The 22,067-nt window shown below is 73.5% G+C and carries 25 protein-coding genes; all 25 read right to left on the bottom strand.

The window, feature by feature from the left end; translation table 11 throughout:
* Positions 1-12: 12 nt before the first annotated feature.
* The 25 genes from FA014_RS03185 to rpsJ all read right to left on the bottom strand — a co-directional run bounded on the left by FA014_RS03185 (position 13) and on the right by rpsJ (position 21,892).
* The gene (locus tag FA014_RS03185) at positions 13-8,637 is read right to left on the bottom strand and encodes an SdrD B-like domain-containing protein (RefSeq protein ID WP_195969140.1); all 8,625 of its coding nucleotides are present in this window, start codon (positions 8,635-8,637) and stop codon (positions 13-15) included.
* 311 nt (positions 8,638-8,948) lie between these two features.
* Positions 8,949-9,800, bottom strand: coding sequence for a type I methionyl aminopeptidase (gene map / locus FA014_RS03180; RefSeq protein ID WP_154728260.1), 852 nt, complete (start codon positions 9,798-9,800; stop codon positions 8,949-8,951).
* Between the two features lie 14 nt (positions 9,801-9,814).
* Complete coding sequence (locus tag FA014_RS03175; RefSeq protein WP_154728259.1) at positions 9,815-10,411, bottom strand: adenylate kinase; 597 nt, start codon at positions 10,409-10,411, stop codon at positions 9,815-9,817.
* On the bottom strand, positions 10,408-11,703 hold the full coding sequence (secY, locus tag FA014_RS03170) for a preprotein translocase subunit SecY (protein WP_154728258.1): 1,296 nt from the start codon (positions 11,701-11,703) through the stop codon (positions 10,408-10,410). The genes FA014_RS03175 and secY overlap by 4 nt, the downstream gene beginning before the upstream one ends.
* 262 nt (positions 11,704-11,965) lie before the next feature.
* Positions 11,966-12,661 (bottom strand): 50S ribosomal protein L15, encoded by a 696-nt coding sequence (gene rplO / locus FA014_RS03165; protein WP_154728257.1) that lies wholly within the window; start codon positions 12,659-12,661, stop codon positions 11,966-11,968.
* Positions 12,662-12,663: 2 nt separating this feature from the next.
* Positions 12,664-12,846 (bottom strand): 50S ribosomal protein L30, encoded by a 183-nt coding sequence (gene rpmD, locus FA014_RS03160; RefSeq protein ID WP_146838591.1) that lies wholly within the window; start codon positions 12,844-12,846, stop codon positions 12,664-12,666.
* Entirely contained in the window at positions 12,846-13,490 is a 645-nt protein-coding gene (gene rpsE, locus FA014_RS03155; protein WP_154728256.1) for a 30S ribosomal protein S5, read from the bottom strand. Before rpsE ends, rpmD begins: the two co-directional genes overlap by 1 nt.
* 37 nt (positions 13,491-13,527) lie before the next feature.
* A complete protein-coding gene (gene rplR / locus FA014_RS03150; protein WP_154728255.1) occupies positions 13,528-13,899 on the bottom strand; it encodes a 50S ribosomal protein L18 in 372 nt (123 codons plus the stop codon).
* A 3-nt stretch (positions 13,900-13,902) separates the two neighbouring features.
* On the bottom strand, positions 13,903-14,442 hold the full coding sequence (gene rplF / locus FA014_RS03145; RefSeq protein ID WP_154728254.1) for a 50S ribosomal protein L6: 540 nt from the start codon (positions 14,440-14,442) through the stop codon (positions 13,903-13,905).
* A gap of 25 nt (positions 14,443-14,467) precedes the next feature.
* On the bottom strand, positions 14,468-14,866 hold the full coding sequence (gene rpsH, locus FA014_RS03140; RefSeq protein WP_154728253.1) for a 30S ribosomal protein S8: 399 nt from the start codon (positions 14,864-14,866) through the stop codon (positions 14,468-14,470).
* A gap of 83 nt (positions 14,867-14,949) precedes the next feature.
* On the bottom strand, positions 14,950-15,135 hold the full coding sequence (locus tag FA014_RS03135) for a type Z 30S ribosomal protein S14 (RefSeq protein ID WP_122147680.1): 186 nt from the start codon (positions 15,133-15,135) through the stop codon (positions 14,950-14,952).
* Position 15,136: 1 nt separating this feature from the next.
* Positions 15,137-15,718, bottom strand: a complete 582-nt coding sequence (gene rplE / locus FA014_RS03130) for a 50S ribosomal protein L5 (RefSeq protein ID WP_154728252.1) — start codon at positions 15,716-15,718, stop codon at positions 15,137-15,139.
* The gene (gene rplX, locus FA014_RS03125) at positions 15,718-16,065 is read right to left on the bottom strand and encodes a 50S ribosomal protein L24 (RefSeq protein WP_154728251.1); all 348 of its coding nucleotides are present in this window, start codon (positions 16,063-16,065) and stop codon (positions 15,718-15,720) included. The genes rplE and rplX overlap by 1 nt, the downstream gene beginning before the upstream one ends.
* A gap of 1 nt (position 16,066) precedes the next feature.
* Positions 16,067-16,435 (bottom strand): 50S ribosomal protein L14, encoded by a 369-nt coding sequence (gene rplN / locus FA014_RS03120; RefSeq protein WP_146838605.1) that lies wholly within the window; start codon positions 16,433-16,435, stop codon positions 16,067-16,069.
* Positions 16,436-16,513: 78 nt separating this feature from the next.
* A complete protein-coding gene (gene rpsQ / locus FA014_RS03115) occupies positions 16,514-16,807 on the bottom strand; it encodes a 30S ribosomal protein S17 (protein ID WP_154728250.1) in 294 nt (97 codons plus the stop codon).
* Positions 16,808-16,814: 7 nt separating this feature from the next.
* Positions 16,815-17,054, bottom strand: coding sequence for a 50S ribosomal protein L29 (gene rpmC / locus FA014_RS03110; protein WP_034625876.1), 240 nt, complete (start codon positions 17,052-17,054; stop codon positions 16,815-16,817).
* Positions 17,054-17,470, bottom strand: coding sequence for a 50S ribosomal protein L16 (gene rplP / locus FA014_RS03105; RefSeq protein WP_154728249.1), 417 nt, complete (start codon positions 17,468-17,470; stop codon positions 17,054-17,056). The genes rpmC and rplP overlap by 1 nt, the downstream gene beginning before the upstream one ends.
* A 3-nt stretch (positions 17,471-17,473) precedes the next feature.
* Positions 17,474-18,313 (bottom strand): 30S ribosomal protein S3, encoded by an 840-nt coding sequence (rpsC, locus tag FA014_RS03100; RefSeq protein WP_154728248.1) that lies wholly within the window; start codon positions 18,311-18,313, stop codon positions 17,474-17,476.
* Between the two features lie 2 nt (positions 18,314-18,315).
* Positions 18,316-18,681 carry a 50S ribosomal protein L22 gene (gene rplV, locus FA014_RS03095; RefSeq protein ID WP_147794357.1) on the bottom strand — a complete coding sequence of 122 codons (366 nt, stop codon included), beginning with the start codon at positions 18,679-18,681 and terminating at the stop codon, positions 18,316-18,318.
* Between the two features lie 56 nt (positions 18,682-18,737).
* Positions 18,738-19,019: a 30S ribosomal protein S19 gene (gene rpsS, locus FA014_RS03090; protein WP_146838615.1), complete on the bottom strand. Its 282-nt coding sequence runs from the start codon at positions 19,017-19,019 to the stop codon at positions 18,738-18,740.
* Between the two features lie 15 nt (positions 19,020-19,034).
* Positions 19,035-19,871, bottom strand: a complete 837-nt coding sequence (gene rplB / locus FA014_RS03085; RefSeq protein ID WP_154728247.1) for a 50S ribosomal protein L2 — start codon at positions 19,869-19,871, stop codon at positions 19,035-19,037.
* Positions 19,872-19,904: 33 nt separating this feature from the next.
* Positions 19,905-20,207: a 50S ribosomal protein L23 gene (gene rplW / locus FA014_RS03080; RefSeq protein ID WP_154728246.1), complete on the bottom strand. Its 303-nt coding sequence runs from the start codon at positions 20,205-20,207 to the stop codon at positions 19,905-19,907.
* Positions 20,204-20,896: a 50S ribosomal protein L4 gene (gene rplD, locus FA014_RS03075; protein ID WP_147796935.1), complete on the bottom strand. Its 693-nt coding sequence runs from the start codon at positions 20,894-20,896 to the stop codon at positions 20,204-20,206. Before rplD ends, rplW begins: the two co-directional genes overlap by 4 nt.
* Before the next feature lie 5 nt (positions 20,897-20,901).
* The gene (rplC, locus tag FA014_RS03070) at positions 20,902-21,561 is read right to left on the bottom strand and encodes a 50S ribosomal protein L3 (protein ID WP_154728245.1); all 660 of its coding nucleotides are present in this window, start codon (positions 21,559-21,561) and stop codon (positions 20,902-20,904) included.
* A gap of 22 nt (positions 21,562-21,583) precedes the next feature.
* Entirely contained in the window at positions 21,584-21,892 is a 309-nt protein-coding gene (rpsJ, locus tag FA014_RS03065) for a 30S ribosomal protein S10 (protein ID WP_122147693.1), read from the bottom strand.
* Positions 21,893-22,067: the final 175 nt, after the last annotated feature.

The following is a 22,067-nucleotide window of genomic DNA, read 5'->3' as shown; positions in this document are numbered from 1 at the left end:
GGCGTCCGGGCGTCACGCCCGGTGCCGGCTCCCGCGCACGCGGCGCACCGGTCGGCCACCCGCGACCGCCAGCAGGGCCGCGCCGAGCGCGAGCAGGGCGCCGGCCGCGACCAGCGGCCACGCCGCGTCGGACCCGGTGGTCGCCAGCGCCCCGCCCGGCGGGGTACCGGTCGCGCCGTCCGTCCGCTCCGTCGGCTCGCTCCACGCGACGTCCTCGGCGGCCAGCACCTCGAACAGGTAGCCGCGCCCCTCGACGGAGACGGTCGCGGTGTTGGTGACGTCCGCGCCCGCCGCCGTCAGGCCGGTGACGATCCGCACGGTGGCGGACTCCCCGGCCGGCAGCGAGCCGTCGTGGTCGCACGTGACCACGCGCTCCGCGGCGGCGCAGGCGAACCCGGTGCCGGAGGCGGACCGGAAGGTGAGCGCGCCGGGCAGGGCGTCGACGACGGTGAAGCCCGCGTAGGCGTCCTGGGTGCCGGTGGACATGACCGTGACGTCCCACGTGATGCTGTCCGCGGTCCGGGCGACCGGCACCTTGCGCAGCGCGAGCTGCACGTCGTCCGCCAGCACCAGGCCGAAGTCCAGCGCGGGGTCGGACTCCCCGCCCACCAGGACGCGCGAGGTCGCGGACCAGGTGGACGAGTCGAGGGCCGGGTCGCCGCCCGCGCCCGCGACGGTGGGCGCGTAGCCGGCCAGGGCGTCCGCGGAGGCGATCCGGTCGACCCGGACGACGTACTCCCCGGGCAGCAGGCCGGCGAACGCGTACGCGCCGTCGGCGTCCGTCGTGGCCGGGGCGACCGGCGCGCCGGCGGCGTCCACGACGGCACGCCCGTCCGTCGTCCGCAGCTGCACGACCACGCCGGGCAGGCCCCGCTCACCGGCGTCCTGCACGCCGTCGCCGTCCTCGTCGAACCAGACGAGGTCGCCGACCGTCACGGGCCGCTCGACGAGGCCCGCGTCCCAGGTGTCGTCCACGTAGGCGGCCGCGAGCCCGTCCGCGGCGGTGGCGGCGCGCACGCCCGGCGCGTCCGGGCCGACGGTGATCGCCGTGGTCCGGGCCAGGCCGGGGGCGGTCTCCTCGGCGTCCGAGTCGGCGTCCGCGCGCGGGGCCGACGCCGAGCGCGCCGTGGTCCAGGTGTACCGGGCGGCGTCCGCCGGGGCCAGGCCGAGCTCGACGCGGTAGGTGCCGGGCTCCAGCAGGTCGAACCGCCAGCGCCCGTCCGCGTCGGTGACGGTGGCCGCGACCTCGGCGTCGGACGCGTCGAGCAGCCGCACGGCGACCCCCGGGAACGCGGGCTCGCCGGCGTCCTGGACGCCGTCCCGGTCGGCGTCGAGCCACACCCGGTCCCCGAGCGCCCACAGCGGACGGAACCCGAAGTCGAGGGTGTCGTCGGCCTCGCCGCCCACCAGGGCGGCGGCGGTCGCAGCCGAGCCCGCGGACGAGTCGGTCGCGGCGTCGCCGGCCCCGGTGGCGGTCGGGCGGTACGGCGCGAGCGCGACGGCGGAGGCGGCCTCGTCGACCGTGACGGTGTACGCGCCGGGCAGCAGGCCGGTGAAGGCGTACGCCCCGTCGGCGTCCGTCGTGACCGGGCCGACCGGAGCGCCGGCGGCGTCGGTGACCGGGTCGCCGGCGGCATCGGTCAGCGCGAGCACCACGCCCGCCAGGCCCGGCTCGCCCGGGTCCTGCACGCCGTCGCCGTCGAGGTCGACCCACACGCGGTCGCCGACCCGCACCGGTCGCTCGGCCAGGCCGGCGTCGCGCGTCGGGTCCGCGTAGTCGGCGTCGGCGCCGGCCCAGACCGGGTCGCCGGCCAGGTCGGTGACCGCCGCGAGCGCCGGTGCGCCGGGTGCCAGCGCGAACGGCGCGGTCCGGCCGAGGCGCGGCGTGCCGGCCACGACGTCCGAGTCGCCGGCGGCGTCCCCGACGAGCGCGCCGGTGAAGGTCCACCGCTGCGCGAGCGCGTCGGGCAGCTCGACCTCGACCCGGTAGGTCCCCGGGTCGAGCGCGTCGAAGACGTACGCGCCGTCCGCTCCGGTGACGGTGGTCGCGAGCACCGCGTCGCCGGCACCGAGCAGGCGCACGGTCGCGCCCTCGACGGCGGGCTCGCCCGCACCCTGGCGGCCGTCGCGGTCGGCGTCGAACCACACCCGGTCGCCGACGGCCAGCGGCCGCCACTGCAGGCCGGCGTCGTGCGAGACGTCCACCTGGGTCGCGACCAGGCCGGGGTGCGCGTCCTGCCACGCCTGCGGCATCGAGCCGACCGCGGTCGTCTCGGCCCCGCCCGCGCCGAGCACCACGCCCGCGTCCACGGCGGACGCGGGCGCACCGGGGTCCGCCACGGCGTCCGAGTCGACGGTGTCGTCGGTGCCCGCGCCGGTCCCGGTGTACCGGTACTGCGCGGCGAGCGCGGCGGGCAGCGTGTACCCGATGTCGTACGTCCCGGCGGGCAGGCCGTCGACCAGCCAGTCCCCCGCCGCGTCGGTGACGGCCGAGGCGACGTAGGTCGTCGTGCCGCCGTCGACGGCGAACACGTCGACGGTCACCCCGGCCACCCCGGGCTCGGCGGCCGTGTCGGCCGCCTGCCGGCCGTCCCGGTCGGCGTCCTGCCACACGCGGTCGCCCACGGCCACCAGCGGGTCCCCGCCCGCGGGGGCCACGGCGTACCGCGCGCCCGCCTTGAGCGGCACGGAGGTGACGTCGGCGGGCCGGCCGGCGGCGCCGTCGGACGGCACCCGGAACGCGAACGAGCTCCAGGTGTCGGCGGCGACGGGCGCGCCGGACAGGGGCGTGCGCATGGACCACTGGACGCGGACGGACTCGCCGGAGGAGAACCGGTCGGCCGGGGCGAAGGCGACGACGAGCTTCAGGCCCGTCACCCGCGCGGCCTGCGCGGCGGGCACCTGCTGGCCCGGGGTCAGCGCGGTGGCGCTCCAGGTGCCGGGCACCGGGTCGAACGCCGGGCTGGCCGCGAGGCCGCCCTGCCGGTAGTCCGCCGTGGTCGTGTAGACCGCGACGGACGCGCCGGCCGGGAGGCCCGCGGCGCCGACGAGGGTCGGCACGACGCCGTCCCACACCGGGCGCCACCGGCTGCCGCGGTCGCCGGTCGCGCTGCCGTCCATCGCCGGGTAGTCGCCGGTCGTCGGGAGCATGGAGATCATCTCGAGCCGGTCGGTCGCGATCGTGGCGCGGCTGGTCACCTGGACCTGCCACTGGGTGGTCGAGCCGGCCGTGGTGACGACCGAGCAGGGGAAGCGGTACCAGTCGCGGTCGGTGGCGCCCGTGCCGCGCGGGGCGCAGTCGGCCGGCTGGCCGGTGCGCGCGGGGGTGGTCCGGACCGCGCCCTGGGTGCCGGCGGCGTCGCGGACCCACTCCTCCGAGACGTAGACGTTCGCGCCGCCGATGGTGAGGGCCCCGGCGCGGGCGAGGCAGGACGCGGTGGCCGCGTAGCTGCCCGGCGCGCAGGCGGTGCCGCCGTCGTCGCCGGTGGGCGCGGCCTGCACGGGGCGGGTCGCGGAGGCGGCGGTGGCGGTGTTCACGACGGACGTCGTCGACAGGTCGGTCGCGATGCGCAACCAGACCAGGACCTCGACGCCCGCGCCGGGGGCGAGCCGGCTGTCGGCCGGGAACGTCACGGTCAGCAGGCCGTCCCGCTCGGCGACCTCGGGGTCGCCGAGGGGGCTGGGCCCGCCGCCGGCGGCCTGGACGACCACCGGGGCCTGGCCCTCGGGCGCGGTGCCGTAGCCGAGCGAGGCGTCCTCGGGCAGCCGGTCGGTGACGACCAGGCCGGTGAGGTCGGCGGCGTTCGCGCCGCTCGCCGTGTTGGTGACGGCGATCCGGTACCGGACGAAGTCGCCGGGCGCGCGGGACGCGGCGTCGAGCTCGGCCTTCTGCACCCGGATCGTGGCGGCGCCCGCGTGCACGGTGGTGCCCACGGGGCCGGCGGTCTGCGCCTGCGAGCCGAGGTCGGCGCGCAGGGCCTGGGCGGTGACGGAGTTGCTGATCGCACCCCGGGCGCTCTCGCCCGGGTTCGCGGTCAGCTCGGCCCGGCCCTGGTACCGCCAGCCGTCCGCGCCGACGGCGCTGGGCAGGCCCCCGGTGCGGAGCTCCTCGCGGAGGGTGCCGGCGAGCACGACGCGGCCGTAGCCCTGGCCGGGCGCGGGGATGGTCGAGCCGTCGGTGTCGAAGAACCGCACGCGGACGCCGATGACGTCCGCCGCCTGGACGCCGTGCTGCGGCGCGAGGGCGACGAGGTCGAACGTCCCCGTGGGCACCACGGCGCCCCAGGCCTGCCAGCTCGGCGTGCCGGCGTAGCTGCCGTCGGCGGCGACGTCGAGGTCGGCGCCGGCGACGAGGACCTCGAGCTCCGCGCGCTCGACCCCGGACGGCACGGACTGCACGGCCACCGTCTGGAGGCCGACGGCGTTGAAGAACCGCGGGTCCGCGTCGGTGAGGAGCAGCTGGTCGGCCGGGGTGAGGCCGAAGTTCTGCACGGACAGCGTGCTGGTGACCGCGGGCGCTGCCGCGTCGCGCTGCACGTCGACGGGCGAGACCGTCACCGTCGGGAACGCCTCGAGCTGGGCGCCGCGCAGACGCACGGCGTCGCGGGCGGTGCCGTCGGCGGTGCCCGGCGCGCAGGTGGGCGTGCGGGACATGCCGCGGGTCTCGTCCGGGCAGACGCGCGCGTCGGTGACGCGGGCCTCGGCGACGTTGGCGACCTCGACCACGTCGTCGCCCACGCCGGCCTCGGGGGCGTCGCCGGTCACGCGGTTGTGCGCCAGGAGGCGGGTGCCGAGCACCAGGCGGGCCTGGTTCGTCCAGGCGATGCGGCCGGTGTACCTGATCTGCACGCCCACGACGTCGGCCAGGGCGGCCTCGTCCGCGTCGAGCAGCTCGGCGCGCGGGACGGTCCGGTGGCTGACGTGGCCGTCGGCGGCCCGCTCGTAGACGACGACCTCGACCGCGGAGGCGCCCGGCAGGCCGGACGCGTCGGTGAGCTCGCGGACGTCGGTGACCGCGAAGGCCGCGAACGGCGCGTCGGCGTCGACCGACGTGGCGGTGTCGATGCCCCGCGGCTCGGTCAGGACGAGCTGGTCGACCCGGGTCCCGGAGGCGCTGGCGGCGGTCGCGGTCAGGGTGGCGGTGGGCCACGCCGAGGCGGGCGCGGCCGACGGGTCGACGGGCAGCGCGAGGTCGTGCAGGTTGCTGCTGCCGGTCAGCGGGCTGCCGTTGGCGTCCCGGAGCCAGGTCTTCGTGGCGGTGGCGCCGAGCGACGCGGGCTGGACCGTCACGGTGCGCTCGCCGACCGGGTTCACCGGGCCGCCGAGGTCCGCGGCCGCGCCGTCGGACGCCGCGGTCCCGGCCACGGCGCCGGAGTTCTCGACCGCGCCGGGCGCGGAGCCGGTGTAGGTGTAGGCGTCGTTGACCGGCTCACCCGTCGCGCGGGACGTGTCCCGCAGCGCGAAGGTGAGCGCGACCTTGCGCGCGGGGGCGTCGGTCGTCGCGACCGCGCCGGTGGTCAGCGTGCCGAGCAGGCCGCGGCGCCAGTCCGAGGCGGCGAGCGCCTGGCGCTCGGAGTCCGGGCGCGCGGCGTACACGAGCTGCGCGCCGCCGATGCGGGCCCGCAGGCTCGCCGACTGGACGGCCACGCCCGGGAACGAGCCGGCGTACGGGAACGCGCCCTGCGCGGCCGGCCCGCCGAACGCGACGTCGGAGCGGCCCGCGGCCGGGTCCGTCCGGTCGGCCCAGGCCGAGCCGGTCCAGACGCGGGTCGCCAGCGACTCCCAGCGGCCGTCCACGACGTCGAACACCCGCACGTCGGTGACCCGGTCGAAGACGAGGTACGGGTCGTAGACGCCCGAGGCGGCCGCGCCCGACGTGATGGGCTGGATGCCGGACAGGTCGAAGGTGTCGTAGAAGCTGCCGGCGGGGCCCGTCGCCGGGTCCTGCTGCGCGCCCGTGACGCCGTTCGCGTCGGTGACCGTCACGCTCGACAGGTCTTCGCCGCCGGTGCCCCAGGTGAGCGTCGCCGTGGTCGCGTCGCCGTTGCCCTCGGTCCGGTCGCGGTTGTCCATCGTCTTGACCAGCGCCGGGTAGCCACCGGTGCCCGCGCCGCCGAGCATCTGGACCGTGTCGGAGACGCGACGGACCGCGCTGGTGACGACGAAGCCCTCGATGGCCGCGGACGAGGTGATCTGCGCGACGTTGGTGCGGTCGGCGCCGTCCGCCCAGGTGCCGGCGGTGACGCCCGGCCGGAGCGCGAACGTGATGCGGACGCGCGCGCGGTCGCCGTTGGCGAAGGTCCCGCCCCCGGGACGCGTGACGACGACGCGCACGCCGCGCCAGGCGGAGGTGTCCCCGAGCGCGGCGGTGGAGCCGGCGTAGTCGACCCACTGGCCGTCCACGGTGGCGTACTGCAGCTGCGCGGACCCGCCCGCGGGCACGGTGGCGTCGACCGAAGTGGGCGCGAACGCGGTCCACCACGCGGCGCCGGAGGTCCCGCCGGTCGCGGCGGTGCGCGCCGCGGCGCTGTCCTCGAGGGTCAGCGTGTCGGGCAGGTGCCCGCTCCCCCCGCTGAGCGGCCGGGCGGTCGCCTCCAGCACGGCGTTGACCGTCGCGCCCGCGGCGCGGGTCACGTACGGCTCGGCGACGTACTTGGCGCCCGCGACGTCGACGGTCGGGACGGCGACGGAGACACTCGCCGCGGTGACGGGACGGTTGCCGCTCGCCTGGGTGCGCGGCGTGACGGCGGAGGTGTCGGTGCCGAGCCGGGTGGTGGCGACGGTGTGCACGGCGTACGTCGCGGCGGTGCTCGACGTCGCGGTGCGCGCGAGGTACGGCAGGGTGACCGAGGCGCCCATCGGCACGGCGGAGCCGGCGCCGTGCACCGTCGCGCGGAACCCGGTGACCTCGGACCAGGACGCGAGGCCGAACGCCGCCGGGTCGGTCGGCACGGCGGGCGCGATCGCGTCGAGGTCGACGGAGTGCTCGGTCCCGCCGGCGAGCACGGTCAGCTCGAGGCGCGCGGGGCCGGTGAGGCCCTGCACCGCGACGCCGGAGCCGTCCGCGCTGTCGGTGCCGCCGGGGGCGGTGCCGCGCGCGGCGCCGAAGCCGGCGAAGGCGAGGCCGGCGCCGAGCGGGTTGGCCAGGGCCGGGAGGTCCGGGTCGAGGGCCGCGTTCGTCGCGGAGACCTGCGCGGCGGTGGCCGGGACCTCGACGACGAGGGCGTCCACGGCGCGACGCGACCAGTTGGTGCCCGCGGCGGTGCCGCGGACGAAGCCGCCGCCGTACACCGGCGTGCTCAGCCCGACCAGCGCGGTCGCGGAGCCCGCGTAGGCGCGCGGGTCGTAGATCCGGAAGCCGCGGGTGTCGGTGGTGGTCGCGGAGGTGGCGGCGCCGCGCACGGCCCGTGCGGTGGCGGTGCCGTTCACGGTGAGCGTGTTCATGTCGGAGGCGGCGGAGAAGGCCGCGGCGCCCGCGGTGACGTAGTCGGCCTTGGCCCCCGTCCGCGCGACGGGCGTCGCGTCCTGGCTGAGGTGCTCGCGCACGTCGACGCGCAGGGTGGCGGGCGACCCCGGGCCGACGAGGCCCCCGGTCGGCGCGGCGAACACGACCTGCAGGCCGGTGAGGCGGGACCGCGTGGTCGCGTCGAGGCCGGCGAGCAGGTCCGCCGCGGCGTCCGCTCCCGTGGCGGTGCCGACCGTGACCCGCGCGGGGGTGCCCGAGCCGGTCCAGGTCCACCCGGTGAGGGCGGCGGTCGCGGCGCCGGCGGGCCAGGTCGTGATCGCCAGGCCGGTGAGGTCGGTGAGCATCCCGACGCTGCCGGCGGCGGGCGCGGCCGCGGGGTCGCTGCCGCCCCAGGTGAGCGTGAGGCTCTCCGCCGGGTCGCCGGTGAGCGTGCCGGTGACGGCCGCGGAGTTCGTCGGGGTGTCGGCACCGTCCTCCACGCCGGAGAGCCAGCCCTCGCGGGACCACGCGACCTGCGTGCTGGTCGCGAGGTTCACCGGGAAGTCGCCGGTGATCCGCACCCGGCCCAACGCGCCGACGCCGCCCGTGGCCGTCGGCGTGGCGGTGATCGTCCCGGTCTGCGTGCCGCCCCCGTCGGGCGTGACCAGCCGGGTCGACAGGCGCAGGTCCCCGCTGACGCCCGACTGCAGGCCGGTGAGGCCGTCCGAGGTGGTGTTCGTGAACCGCACGGAGAACGCGGCCGCGGTGGCGTAGTCCGCGGTCGGGGTGCCGCCCACGGCGTCGGCCCAGTACTGCACGGTCGCGCCCAGGCCGGAGACGTCGAGCGCCTGGGTCAGCCTGAGGGCGTCGAGCGCCACGTCCATCGTCGCGTGCTCGCAGGACGACTCGTCGCCCGCGCACCGGTAGCCGAGGGTGCTGCTCACGGTGCCCGCCGCGGGGTTCGCCGTGTACGCCGCGTCGAAGCCGTACGCCGGGTCGGCGGGCGGCGCCGCCTGGGCCGTCGCGCCGGACGTCACGGAGAACCCGGTGACCGTGAGGACGGGGTCCGCGGCGGCGACGGCCGCGGGAGCCCCGGCCCCGACCACGAGGGGCGCCAGCAGCGCGCCGACGACCGCGAGCACGGCGGGACGACGGAGGCGGAGGCGCAGACGGGGGCGTGGGGAGGCAGGCATGCGGGTTTCCCGGGGGGGTGGCGCGGGCACGCGACGCCGAGGCGCCGTGCGGTGGGGGACGCCTTACCTTCGGCGGTCCCCTGACCCGTCATGAGTCCGGTATGGGGTGAAAGCACCCCTCTGACCTGCTCTGTCCGCTTTGCGGTGAGGTGGTAGCACCCGCTGGAGGGACCGGATTCACCCGCCCGGGTCGTGGGGCCCCGCGGCCGGGTGACCCGCGCCCCCGGGCCGCCGACGCGCGCGCCGCCGGGGACGCCGAGACCCACCGTCCCCGGCGGGGAGGTGGGTCTCGGGGCGGCGGCGCGGCGGGGTCAGCCCAGCGGGGCGACCGTCACGCCGCGCGCGGCGAGCTCCGCCGCGCCGCCGTCGACGGCGGTGAGCACCCAGATGCCGCCCTCGTGCAGCGCGACCGAGTGCTCCCAGTGCGCCGCCCGCGAGCCGTCGGCGGTGACGACCGTCCAGTCGTCGTCGAGCACCTCGGTGGCGTGTCCGCCGCGGGTGATCATCGGCTCGACCGCCAGGCACATGCCCGGACGCAGCTTCGGCCCGCGGTCCCGGGCGCGGTAGTTCAGCACGTCCGGCGGCTGGTGCATCGCGGAGCCGATGCCGTGGCCGACGTAGTCCTGCACGATGCCGAAGGGCACGCCGCCGTTCGCCGCCGGGTCGGCCGCCGCGACCGCGTCCTCGACGGCGTCGCCCACCACGGCCAGCCGGTCCGCGAGACCGCCCGGCGCGGCCAGCGCCGCGATGCCGTCCCACATGGCGCGCTCCGTCAGGTCCGCCAGCGCCACGTCCGCCGGGTCGGCCTCCGGCAGCACCAGGGTCAGCGCGGAGTCCCCGTGCCAGCCCTCGACGATCGCGCCGCAGTCGATGGACACCACGTCGCCCGGCTGCAGCTCGCGGCCCGACGGGATGCCGTGCACCACCTCGTCGTTCACCGACACGCAGATCGTCGCCGGGTAGTCGTAGTACCCGAGGAACGACGGCAGCGCGCCGGCGTCCGCGATCACCGCCGCGGCGACGGCGTCCAGGTCGGCGGTCGTCGCGCCCGGCACCGCGGCCGCGCGGGCCGCCGCGAGGGCGTCGGCGACCACGAGCCCGGCGCGCCGCATGAGCAGCACCTGGTCGGGCGTCTTGAGCTCGATCTTCTCGCGTCCGAACACGACTCCCCCGCCGGTCAGCCGACCTGCGAGGCGAGGGCCGCCAGCAGGCGCTCGGTGACCTCGTCGACCTCGCCGATGCCGTCCACGCGGACCAGCAGGTCGCGCTCGGCGTACAGGCCCGACACGGGGGCGGTCTGCTCGGCGTACACGTCCAGGCGCCGGCGGATCACCGGCTCGGTGTCGTCCGCGCGGCCCTCGATCTCGGCGCGCTTGAGCAGCCGCTCGACGACGACGTCCGCGTCCGCGGTGATCTCGAGCGCCGCGTCCAGGGCGCGCCCGTCGGCACCGAGGATCGCGTCCAGCTCGCCGACCTGGGCGGTGTTGCGCGGGTAGCCGTCGAGCAGGAAGCCCCGCGCGGCGTCCGGCTGCGCGAGCCGGTCCCGCACCATGGCGTTCGTGACCTCGTCCGGGACGAGCTCGCCGCGCGCGGTGTACTCCTGGGCGGTGCGGCCCAGCTCGGTGCCGCCCTTGATGTTCGCGCGGAAGATGTCGCCGGTCGAGATGGCCGGGACGCCGAGCCGCTCGGCGAGGCGCGCGGCCTGGGTGCCCTTGCCGGCCCCGGGAGGGCCGAGCAGGACGAGGCGGGCGGTGGAGCCGGAGTCGGAGCTCATCGGAGGAACCCTTCGTAGTGGCGCTGCTCGAGCTGCGACTGGATCTGCTTCACCGTCTCCAGGCCGACGCCCACGACGATGAGGATCGACGAGCCGCCGAACGGGATGTTCGTGCCGACGCCGAGCGCGATGAACGCGATGGTCGGGATGAGCGCGACCAGCGCGAGGTAGATGGACCCGGGCGCGGTGATGCGGGTGATCACGTAGTCCAGGTACTCGGCCGTCGGACGGCCGGCGCGGATGCCGGGGATGAACCCGCCGTACCGCTTCATGTTGTCGGCGACCTCGTCCGGGTTGAACGTGATCGCGGTGTAGAAGTAGCAGAAGAAGATGATCAGCAGGACGTACAGCGCGATGTGCAGCGGCGCGTCCGTGGCGGCGAGGTTGTTCGCGACCCACTGCTTCCAGCCCGAGGTCTGGTCGCCGAAGCCGGCGAGCAGCGCGGGGACCTGCAGCAGGGACGACGCGAAGATCACCGGGATGACGCCGGCCATGTTGATCTTGATCGGGATGTAGGTCGAGGACCCGCCGTAGGTGCGGCGCCCCACCATGCGCTTGGCGTACTGCACCGGGATGCGGCGCTGGGACTGCTCGACGAAGACGACCAGCGCGATGACCAGGACGATGATCGCCATGATCACCAGGAACGCGCCGATGCCGCCGGAGCCGCCCGCGATCGACCACATGGCGCCCGGGAAGGACGCGGCGATCGAGGTGAAGATGAGCAGCGACATGCCGTTGCCGACGCCGCGCTCGGTGATGAGCTCGCCCAGCCACATGATGAGGCCGGTGCCGGCGGTCATCGTGATGATCATGAGCAGCGTCGTCACGATGCTGTCGTCCGGGATCACGTCCACGGAGCAGCCCGCGAACAGCTGGCCGTTGCGGGCCGTGATGATGACGGTCGTCGACTGCAGGACCGCGAGGCCGATCGTCAGGTACCGCGTGTACTGCGTGAGCTTCGCGGTGCCGGACTGGCCCTCCTTGTGCAGGGCCTCGAACCGCGGGATGACCACGCGCAGCAGCTGGATGATGATGCTCGCGGTGATGTACGGCATGATCCCGAGCGAGAACACCGACAGCTGCAGCAGCGCACCGCCGCTGAACAGGTTCACCAGCCCGAGCAGGGAGTTGGACTCGCCCTGGTCGATGCAGATCTGCACGTTCGGGTAGGACACGCCCGGGGTCGGCAGGAACGAGCCGATCCGGAAGATCACCATGATGCCGATGGTGAACAGCAGCTTGCGCCGCAGGTCGGGTGTCCGGAACGCCCGCACGAATGCGCTGAGCACGTGTCCTCCTGCTCCGCCGAAGCGGGATGTCGTCGAGGCGGCCGGCGCGCCGCGCGCCGGTCCGTCGTCGGGTCGGGCGCACCACGGCACCCGACGCCCTGCCGAACCCTAACGGACTTCCGTCGCTGGGTGGGCATCGCCCCCCACGGCCGTGCGGTGGCGGGCCGGTGCAGGAGCGCGGGCCGGGACGGCCCGGTCCCCCGGGGGAAAGCCGAACGGGGCCGGCGGGGCCTGGAGCCCTCGCCGACCCCGTTCGTCTGGGTCAGTCCTGCGCGACGCTGCCGCCGGCGGCCAGGATCTTGTCCTTCGCCGAGCCGGAGTACGCGTCGACGGCCACGGACAGCTTGACCGTGAGCTCGCCGGTGCCGAGCACCTTGACGGGCTGGCCCTTGCGGACCGCACCCTTCGCGACCAGGTCCGCGACGGTGACGTCGCCGCCCTGCGGGTACAGCGCCGACAGCTTGTCCAGGTTCACGACCTGGTACTCGACCCGGAACGGGTTCTTGAAGCCGCGGAGCTTGGGCAGCCGCATGTGCAGCGGCATCTGCCCGCCCTCGAAGCGGTCCGGCACCTGGTACCGGGCCTTGGTGCCCTTGGTACCGCGACCGGCGGTCTTGCCCTTGGACGCCTCACCACGACCCACGCGGGTCTTGGCGGTCTTGGCACCCGGGGCCGGACGCAGGTGGTGCACCTTGAGCGTGCCGCCGGCACCCTCGGTCGCCTGCGCCTCGGCCTTGGGGGCCTTGGCGGCGGCGGCCTTGGGGGCCTTCGCCTTCGCCGCCGGCTTCTCCTCGGCAGCCGCCTCGGCCTCGGCCTTCGCCTTGGTCGTGCGGGCCGGGGTCTTCCGGGCCGGCTTCTCGGCGGCGGCCGACTCGGTCGCCGTCGCCTTCTTGGCGCGCGTGGCCTTGGGAGCCGCGGCAGCGGTCTCCTCGACCTTCTCGGTCTCCTTCTCCGCCATCGTCACTCCACCTCCTCGACCGCGACGAGGTGCGTCACCGTCTTGACCATGCCGCGGATCTCAGGGCGGTCCTCCTTGACGACGACGTCGCCGATCCGCTTCAGGCCCAGGGTGCGCAGCGTGTCGCGCTGGTTCTGCTTGCCGCCGATGGCGGACTTGGTCTGGGTCACCTTCAGGCGGGCCATCAGGCACCCACCTTCTCGGCCTTGGCCGCACGACCCGCCGCCTGCGCCTTCAGCAGCGGCGCCGGGGCGACGTGCTCGAGCGGCAGGCCACGGCGCGCCGCCACGGCCGCCGGCTCCTCGAGACCCTTCAGCGCGGCCACCGTGGCGTGCACGATGTTGATCGCGTTGGAGGAGCCGAGGGACTTCGACAGGATGTCGTGGACGCCGGCGCACTCCAGCACCGCACGCACCGGACCACCGGCGATCACGCCGGTACCCGGGGAGGCGGGACGCAGGAAGACGACGCCGGCCGCGGCCTCACCCTGGATGGGGTGGGTGATGGTGCCCTGGATGCGGGGGACGCGGAAGAAGTTCTTCTTCGCCTCCTCGACACCCTTGGCGATCGCCGCGGGCACCTCCTTGGCCTTGCCGTAGCCGACACCGACCGTGCCGTCGCCGTCGCCGACGACGACCAGGGCGGTGAAGCTGAACCGGCGACCACCCTTGACGACCTTGGCCACGCGGTTGATGGACACGACGCGCTCGAGGAACGCGCTCTTCTCGGCGGCGTCGCCCCGGCGGCCGTCGCGGCGACCGCCGTCGCGGCGGTCACCGCCACCCTGGCCCTGGGGAGCGCCCGTGTTGCTGCGCTGAGGAGCAGCCATCAGTGGATCCTCTTCTTCGATGCGGGAATGGTCGTCGTCACAGCGCCAGACCGCCCTCGCGAGCGGCGTCGGCCACTGCAGCCACACGCCCGTGGTACTTGTTGCCGCCGCGGTCGAAGACCACCGCGTCGATGCCGGCCGCCTTGGCGCGCTCGGCGATCAGCTCGCCGACGCGACGGGCCTTGTCCGTCTTGTCGCCCTCGGCGCCCCGCAGGTCCGCCTCGAGGGTCGAGGCGGAGACCAGGGTGCGACCCACGGCGTCGTCGACGACCTGCGCGACGAGGTTGCGGTTCGACCGGGTGACGACCAGGCGCGGGCGCGCGGCGGTGCCGGCGACCTTCTTGCGCAGCCGGAGGTGGCGGCGCTTGCGGGCCTTGAACTTGCCCTTACCGATGATGGTGATCGCCATGGCTCACTTACCAGCCTTTCCGACCTTGCGACGGACGTTCTCGCCCGCGTAGCGCACGCCCTTGCCCTTGTACGGCTCGGGCTTGCGGATCTTGCGGATGTTCGCGGCGACCTCGCCCACCTGCTGCTTGTCGATGCCGGCGACCGAGAACTTGGTCGGGGACTCGACGGCGAAGGTGATGCCGGCGGGCGGCGTCACGGACACCGGGTGGCTGAAGCCGAGCGCGAACTCGAGCGCGTCGCCCTTCGCGGCCACGCGGTAACCGGTGCCGACGATCTCCAGCTTCTTCTCGTAGCCGGCGGTGACGCCGGTGACGAGGTTGGCCAGCAGGGTGCGCGTGAGGCCGTGCAGCGACCGCGAGAGGCGCTCGTCGTTGGGACGGGTGACCACGAGGGCCCCGTCCTCGTCGCGCGCGACCTCGATGGGGGACGCGACCGTGTGCGTGAGGGTGCCCTTCGGGCCCTTCACCGTCACGACGGCGCCGTTGATGGTGACGTCCACGCCGGCCGGGACCGTGACGGGGATTCTGCCGATACGAGACATTGGCTAGCTCCTTTCCGTCTCGGACTTACCAGACGTAGGCGAGGACTTCCCCACCCACGCCCTTCTTGGCGGCCTGCTTGTCCGTCAGGAGACCGGAGGACGTGGACAGGATCGCCACGCCCAGGCCACCGAGGACCTTCGGCAGGTTGGTGGACTTCGCGTACACCCGGAGACCGGGCTTCGACACGCGCTTGATACCGGCGAGCGCACGCTCGCGGCTGGGGCCGTACTTCAGCTCGACCACGAGGTTCTTGCCCACGCGGGCGTCCTCGGTCGTCCAGCCGGTGATGTAGCCCTCGGCCTGCAGGATCTCCGCGATGTGCGACTTCAGCTTCGAGTACGGGATGGTCACCGTGTCGTGGTGAGCCGAGTTCGCGTTACGCAGACGAGTCAGGAAGTCTGCGATCGGGTCGGTCATCGTCATGGGGGCTTCCGCCCTTCCTCGCCGTGGTTTCCGCGGCGCCCGCCCTCGAGGGGACGGGTCGCCGCGGACCTACGACGTCGTTGTTACCAGCTGCTCTTGGTCACGCCGGGGAGCTGGCCCGCGTGGGCCATCTCGCGCACGCAGATCCGGCACAGGCCGAACTTGCGGTACACGGAGTGCGGACGGCCGCACCGCTGGCACCGGGTGTAGGCCCGCACGGCGAACTTCTGCTTGCCCGCGGCCTTGTTGATCAGGGCGGTCTTCGCCATGTCAGTCCTCCTCCTTGAACGGGAAGCCGAGGTGCTTCAGGAGCGCCCGGCCCTCCGCGTCCGTGGTCGCGGTGGTGACCACCGTGATGTCCATGCCGCGCACACGGTCGATCCTGTCCTGGTCGATCTCGTGGAACATCGACTGCTCGGTCAGGCCGAAGGTGTAGTTGCCGTGGCCGTCGAACTGCTTGCCCGACAGGCCGCGGAAGTCGCGGATGCGGGGCAGGGCGGTCGACAGCAGGCGGTCAAGGAACTCCCAGGCACGGTCGCCGCGCAGCGTCACGTGGGCGCCGATCGGCATGCCCTCGCGCAGCTTGAACTGCGCGATGGACTTGCGAGCCTTGGTGACCTGGGGCTTCTGACCCGTGATCAGCTGGAGGTCGCGGATCGCGCCCTCGATCAGCTTCGAGTCCTTGGCGGCGTCACCGACACCCATGTTCACGACGACCTTCACCAGGCGCGCGACCTGGTTCACGTTCTCGTGGGAGAACTCCTCGCGGAGCGCGGTGCGGATGGCGTCGTTGTACCGGACCTTCAGGCGCGGGACCGGGTACGCCCGGGTCGTCTCGTCGGTGGCGGTCATCAGATGTCCTTACCGGAGCGCTTGGCGACGCGGACCCGAACGGTGCGGGTCCGGCCGTCGCGCTCGACCTGCTCGGTGCGGTAGCCGACCCGGGTGCCACGCTTGGTCTCCGGGTCGACCAGCATCACGTTGCTGATGTGGATGGGCGCCTCGACCGTCTCGATGCCACCGGTGCGGGAGCCGCGCTGGCTCTGGCCCACCTTGGTGTGCTTCGTGATGCGGTGCACGCCCTCGACCAGGACGCGGTCGCGGTCCGTGAGGACCTCGAGGACGCGCCCCTGCTTGCCCCGGTCCTTGCGGGAACCGGAGATGACGACCACGAGGTCGCCCTTCTTGATCTTCGCCATGTCAGAGCACCTCCGGCGCCAGCGAGATGATCTTCATGAACTTCTTGTCGCGCAGCTCGCGGCCCACCGGGCCGAAGATGCGCGTGCCACGGGGCTCGCCGTCGTTCTTGAGGATCACCGCGGCGTTCTCGTCGAACTTGATGTACGACCCGTCGACGCGCCGGCGCTCCTTGCGGGTGCGCACGACGACCGCCTTGACGACGTCGCCCTTCTTGACGTTGCCGCCCGGGATCGCGTCCTTGACGGTGGCGACGATGACGTCGCCGATACCGGCGTAGCGACGGCCGGAGCCACCGAGAACGCGGATGCAGAGAATCTCCTTGGCACCCGTGTTGTCGGCGACACGCAGTCGCGACTCCTGCTGAATCATCTACAACTCCTGTCGTCTGCCGGTTCTCGCGCGTCTCGCGAGCCTGGCCGAACGGGTAGTGGACGAGAAGGCTGCGCCTTACTTCGCCTTCTCGAGGATCTCCACCAGACGCCACCGCTTGGTGGCGGAGAGCGGGCGGGTCTCCATGATGAGGACCAGGTCGCCGACGCCGGCCGCCGAGGCCTCGTCGTGCGCCTTGACCTTGCTGGTCCGCCGGATGACCTTGCCGTAGAGCGGGTGCTTGACCCGGTCCTCGACCTCGACCACGACGGTCTTGTCCATCTTGTCGCTGACCACGTAGCCGCGCCGCGTCTTGCGGTAGGGACGCGCGGTCCCCGTAGCGGTGGTGGTCTCGTTGGTGTTCTCGCTCATCGAGTCCTCACTCGCTCGCGCTGGGCGCGGTCCGGATGCCGAGCTCGCGCTCACGCAGGATCGTGTAGATCCGGGCGATGTCGCGACGCACGGCCTTGAGGCGGCCGTGGCTCTCGAGCTGACCGGTGGCCGACTGGAAGCGCAGGTTGAACAGCTCCTCCTTGGCCTTCTTCAGCTCGGCCACGAGGCGCTCGTCGTCGAAGGCGTCCAGCTCGCTGGGAGCCAGGTCCTTGGTGCCGATAGCCATCAGTTACCACCCTCGCGAACCACGAAACGGGTCTTCATCGGGAGCTTGTGCTGCGCGCGGCGCATGGCCTCGCGCGCCAGGGGCTCCGGGACGCCGGCGAGCTCGAACATCACTCGGCCGGGCTTGACGTTGGCGATCCACCACTCCGGCGAACCCTTGCCGGAACCCATGCGGGTCTCGGCCGGCTTCTTCGTGAGCGGACGGTCCGGGTAGATGTTGATCCAGACCTTGCCGCCACGCTTGATGTGGCGGGTCATCGCGATACGAGCAGCCTCGATCTGGCGGTTCGTCACGTAGGCGGGCTCGAGAGCCTGGATGCCGTACTCGCCGAACGCGATCGAGGTGCCACCCGTGGCGGCGCCGGAGCGCCCGGGGTGGTGCTGCTTGCGGTGCTTCAGCCTGCGCGGGATCAGCACGGCTCAGGCCTCCGTTCCGGTCTCAGGAGCCGACGTCTCCGCAACGGCCGCGGCCGGGGCGGCGGACTCGGCCGCGGGGGCCTCGGTCCGCTCGTTCCGGCGGCCACCGCCACGCGGGCCGCGGTCGCCGCGGTCACCACGGTCACCGCGGGGGCCACGGGACTGCCGCGGGGCCTGGGTGGCCTGCTCGCGGGCGAAGTCGCGCTCGGTCATGTCGCCCTTGTAGACCCAGACCTTCACGCCGATGCGGCCGAAGGTCGTGCGGGCCTCGAAGAAGCCGTAGTCGATGTTCGCGCGGAGCGTGTGCAGCGGCACCCGACCCTCGCGGTAGAACTCCGTGCGGCTCATCTCCGCGCCGCCGAGGCGGCCGGAGACCTGCACGCGGATGCCCTTGGCGCCGGCGCGCTGCGCGGACTGCATGCCCTTGCGCATCGCACGACGGAAGGACACGCGCGAGGCGAGCTGCTCCGCGATGCCCTGGGCGACCAGCTGCGCCTCGATCTCGGCGTTCTTGACCTCGAGGATGTTGAGCTGCACCTGCTTGCCCGTGAGCTTCTCGAGCTCACCGCGGATGCGGTCCGCCTCGGCGCCGCGGCGGCCGATGACGATGCCCGGGCGCGCGGTGTGGATGTCGACGCGGACGCGGTCACGCGTGCGCTCGATCTCCACCTTCGCGATGCCCGCGCGCTCGAGACCCGTGCTCATGAGCTTGCGGATCTGCACGTCCTCGCGGACGTAGTCGCGGTAGCGCTGACCCGGCTTGGTCGAGTCGGCGAACCACCGCGAACGGTGATCGGTCGTGATGCCCAGGCGGTACCCGAGCGGGTTGACCTTCTGTCCCACTGTCAGGCCCTTCCCTTCGTCTCACGCTCGGCGACGACCACGGTGATGTGGCTCGTGCGCTTGAGGATCTGGCTCGCGCGGCCCTGCGCCCGGGGGCGGAACCGCTTCAGCGTCGGACCCTCGTCCACGAACGCCTCGGCCACGTAGAGGTTGCCCTCGTCGAAGCGCTCACCGGCACGCTTGGCGCCCTCGCGGGCGTTCGCGATCGCCGACTCGACGACCTTGAGGACCGTCTCGCCAGCGGCCTGCGGCGCGAACTTCAGCGTCGACACGGCCTCGCCGGCCTGCTTGCCACGGATGAGGTCCACGACGCGCCGGGCCTTCTGGGGCGTGACGCGGACGAACCGCGCCTTCGCCTTGGCTTCCATTGCTGTCCTGCCTTCTTGTCTCTGCCGTCAGGGCAGTCGCTCAGCCGACCCGGGGGTCAGCGGCGACGGCCCTTACGGTCGTCCTTCTCGTGGCCGCGGAACGTCCGCGTCGGGGCGAACTCGCCGAGCTTGTGCCCGACCATCGACTCCGTGACGAACACCGGCGTGTGCTTGCGGCCGTCGTGCACCGCGAACGTGTGCCCCAGGAAGTCCGGGGTGATCATCGAACGACGCGACCACGTCTTGATGACGTTCTTGGTGCCGGCGGCGTTCTGCGCGTCGACCTTCTTCTGCAGGTGCCCGTCGACGAAGGGCCCCTTCTTCAGGCTGCGAGGCATATCTCCCGGCTCCTATCAGCGCTTCTTGCCGGTGCGGCGGCGACGGACGATGAGCTTGTCGCTCGGCTTGTTCGGACGACGCGTGCGGCCCTCCGGCTGGCCCCAGGGGCTCACCGGGTGACGACCACCGGACGTCTTGCCCTCGCCACCACCGTGCGGGTGGTCGATCGGGTTCATCGCGACACCGCGGACCGAGGGGCGCTTGCCCTTCCAGCGCATGCGGCCGGCCTTGCCCCAGTTGATGTTCGACTGCTCGGCGTTGCCCACCTCGCCGACCGTGGCGCGGCAGCGCAGGTCGACGTTGCGGATCTCGCCGGACGGCATGCGCAGCTGCGCGTACGGGCCGTCCTTGGCGACGAGCTGCACCGACGCACCGGCCGAACGGGCGATCTTCGCGCCGCCACCGGGCTTGAGCTCGATGGCGTGGATGACCGTACCGGTCGGGATGTTGCGCAGCGGCAGGTTGTTGCCGGGCTTGATGTCGGCGCCGGCGCCGTTCTCGACGACGTCGCCCTGCTTCAGCTTGTTCGGCGCGATGATGTAGCGCTTCTCGCCGTCCGCGTAGTGCAGGAGCGCGATGCGCGCCGTGCGGTTCGGGTCGTACTCGATGTGCGCGACCTTGGCCGGCACGCCGTCCTTGTCGTGACGACGGAAGTCGATCACGCGGTAGGCGCGCTTGTGGCCACCACCCTGGTGCCGCATGGTGACGCGGCCGGTCGAGTTACGACCACCGGTCTTGTGCAGCGGGCGGACCAGAGACTTCTCCGGCGTGGAGCGCGTGATCTCGACGAAGTCGGCGACGCTCGCGCCGCGGCGCCCCGGCGTCGTCGGCTTGTACTTACGGATTCCCATGGGGATCTGTCCTCAATCTGCTCTCGGGCCCGGTCAGCCGACCGGTCCGCCGAAGATGTCGATCGTGCCCTCGCGGAGGGTGACGATCGCGCGCTTCGTGTCCTTGCGCTTGCCGGTGCCGGAACGGGTCCGCCGCGTCTTGCCCTTGCGGTTGATCGTGTTCACGGAGTCGACCTTGACCGAGAAGACCTGCTCGACGGCGATCTTGATCTCGGTCTTGTTCGCGCGCGGGTCGACGATGAAGGTGTACTTCCCCTCGTCGAGCAGCCCGTAGCTCTTCTCCGAGACGACCGGCGCGATCAGGATGTCGCGGGGGTCCTTGGCGACGGTGGTCACTTGGCGTCCTCCTCGGCCTCGGACGACGTCGCGACGGCGGTCGCGCCGCGGCCCTTCACGGGACCGGCGAGGAACGTGTCGAGCGCGCCCTGGGTGAACACGACGTCGTCGGAGACGAGCACGTCGTAGGTGTTGAGCTGGTCGGCGACGAGCAGGTGGACCCGCTCGACGTTGCGCAGCGACTTCCAGGCCAGCTCGTCCGCGCGCTCCACGACCACGAGGACGTGCTTGCGGCCGGACAGCGTGTCCAGGACCTGCAGCGCGGCCTTGGTCGACGGCGCCTCGTTGACACCGAAACCGGTGACGACGTGGACGCGGCCGGCGCGGGCGCGGTCCGAGAGAGCACCGCGGAGCGCCGCGGCCTTCATCTTCTTCGGGGTCCGCTGGGAGTAGTCGCGCGGGGTCGGGCCGTGGACGGTGCCACCGCCGGCGAACTGCGGCGCACGGGTCGAACCCTGGCGGGCGCGGCCGGTGCCCTTCTGCTTGTACGGCTTCTTGCCACCACCGCGGACCTCGCCGCGGGTCTTGGTGTCGTGGGTGCCCTGGCGCGCGGCAGCGAGCTGGGCGACGACCACCTGGTGGATCAGCGGGACGTTCGTCTGCGCGTCGAACACCTCACCGGGCAGGTCGGCCGTGCCGGCCTTCTTGCCCTGGGCGTCGAGCACGTCGACGGTCAGCGTCTCGGACATGAGGCTCATGCCCCCTTCACGGCGGTACGCACGACGACGACGCCGCGCTTCGGGCCCGGAACCGCTCCCTTGAGCAGCAGCAGACCCTTCTCGGCGTCGACCGCGTGGACGGTCAGGTTCTGGGTGGTCTGACGGGCGGCGCCCATGCGACCGGCCATCCGCACGCCCTTGAACACGCGCGACGGCGTCGAGGCGCCACCGATCGAGCCCGGCTTGCGGTGGTTGCGGTGCGCACCGTGCGAGGCGCCGACGCCGGCGAACCCGTGGCGCTTCATGACACCGGCGGTGCCCTTGCCCTTGGTGGTGCCGATGACGTCGACCAGCGCGCCGGCCTCGAAGGCCTCCGCGGTGATCTCCTGGCCGAGGGTGAACTCGGCGGCGTCCGGCGTCCGGATCTCGGCCACGTGCCGACGGGGGGTGACCCCCGCCTTCTCGAAGTGGCCCTTCAGCGGCTTCGTGACCTTGCGCGGGTCCACCTGGCCGTAGGCCAGCTGCACCGCGGCGTAGCCGTCGGCCTCAGCGGAGCGCACCTGGGTCACGACGTTGGTGCCGACCGAGACCACGGTGACGGGGACGAGACGCCCGTTGGCGTCCCACACCTGCGTCATGCCGAGCTTCGTGCCGAGCACCGCCGTGACGGGGCGCGCGTTCTGCTGGGTAACCATGAAGATCAGTTCCTTCCCAGCGTCAGAGCTTGATCTCGATGTTCACGTCGGCCGGCAGGTCGAGACGCATGAGCGAGTCGACCGCCTTCGGCGTGGGATCGATGATGTCGATGAGCCGCTTGTGCGTGCGCATCTCGAAGTGCTCGCGGCTGTCCTTGTACTTGTGGGGCGACCGGATGACGACGAAGACGTTCTTCTCCGTCGGGAGCGGCACCGGGCCCACGACCGTCGCACCAGCGCGGCTCACCGTGTCGACGATCTTGCGCGCCGAGCTGTCGATGACCTCGTGGTCGTAGGACTTGAGCCGGATGCGGATCTTCTGTCCCGCCATGGCGTCGTCTGCTTCTCTCTCTCGAACTGCTTGGTGTCCGACCCCCGCACTCGGGCGTGTCGCTTTTCGCGACGTTCCTCCGCGCTGGTCCCTGCCGGGTGCGCGGGGCGCGCGCCGGCCGGGACGAGGTCGTTGTGGTGATCAGGTCCGACGCCGGGTGACCCCGGGCTTGCTG

It is taken from the genome of Cellulomonas hominis (assembly GCF_005239125.1).
In the GTDB taxonomy this organism is placed as follows: Bacteria; Actinomycetota; Actinomycetes; order Actinomycetales; family Cellulomonadaceae; genus Cellulomonas; species Cellulomonas hominis_A.
This window is presented reverse-complemented; position numbering and strand designations above follow the sequence as displayed.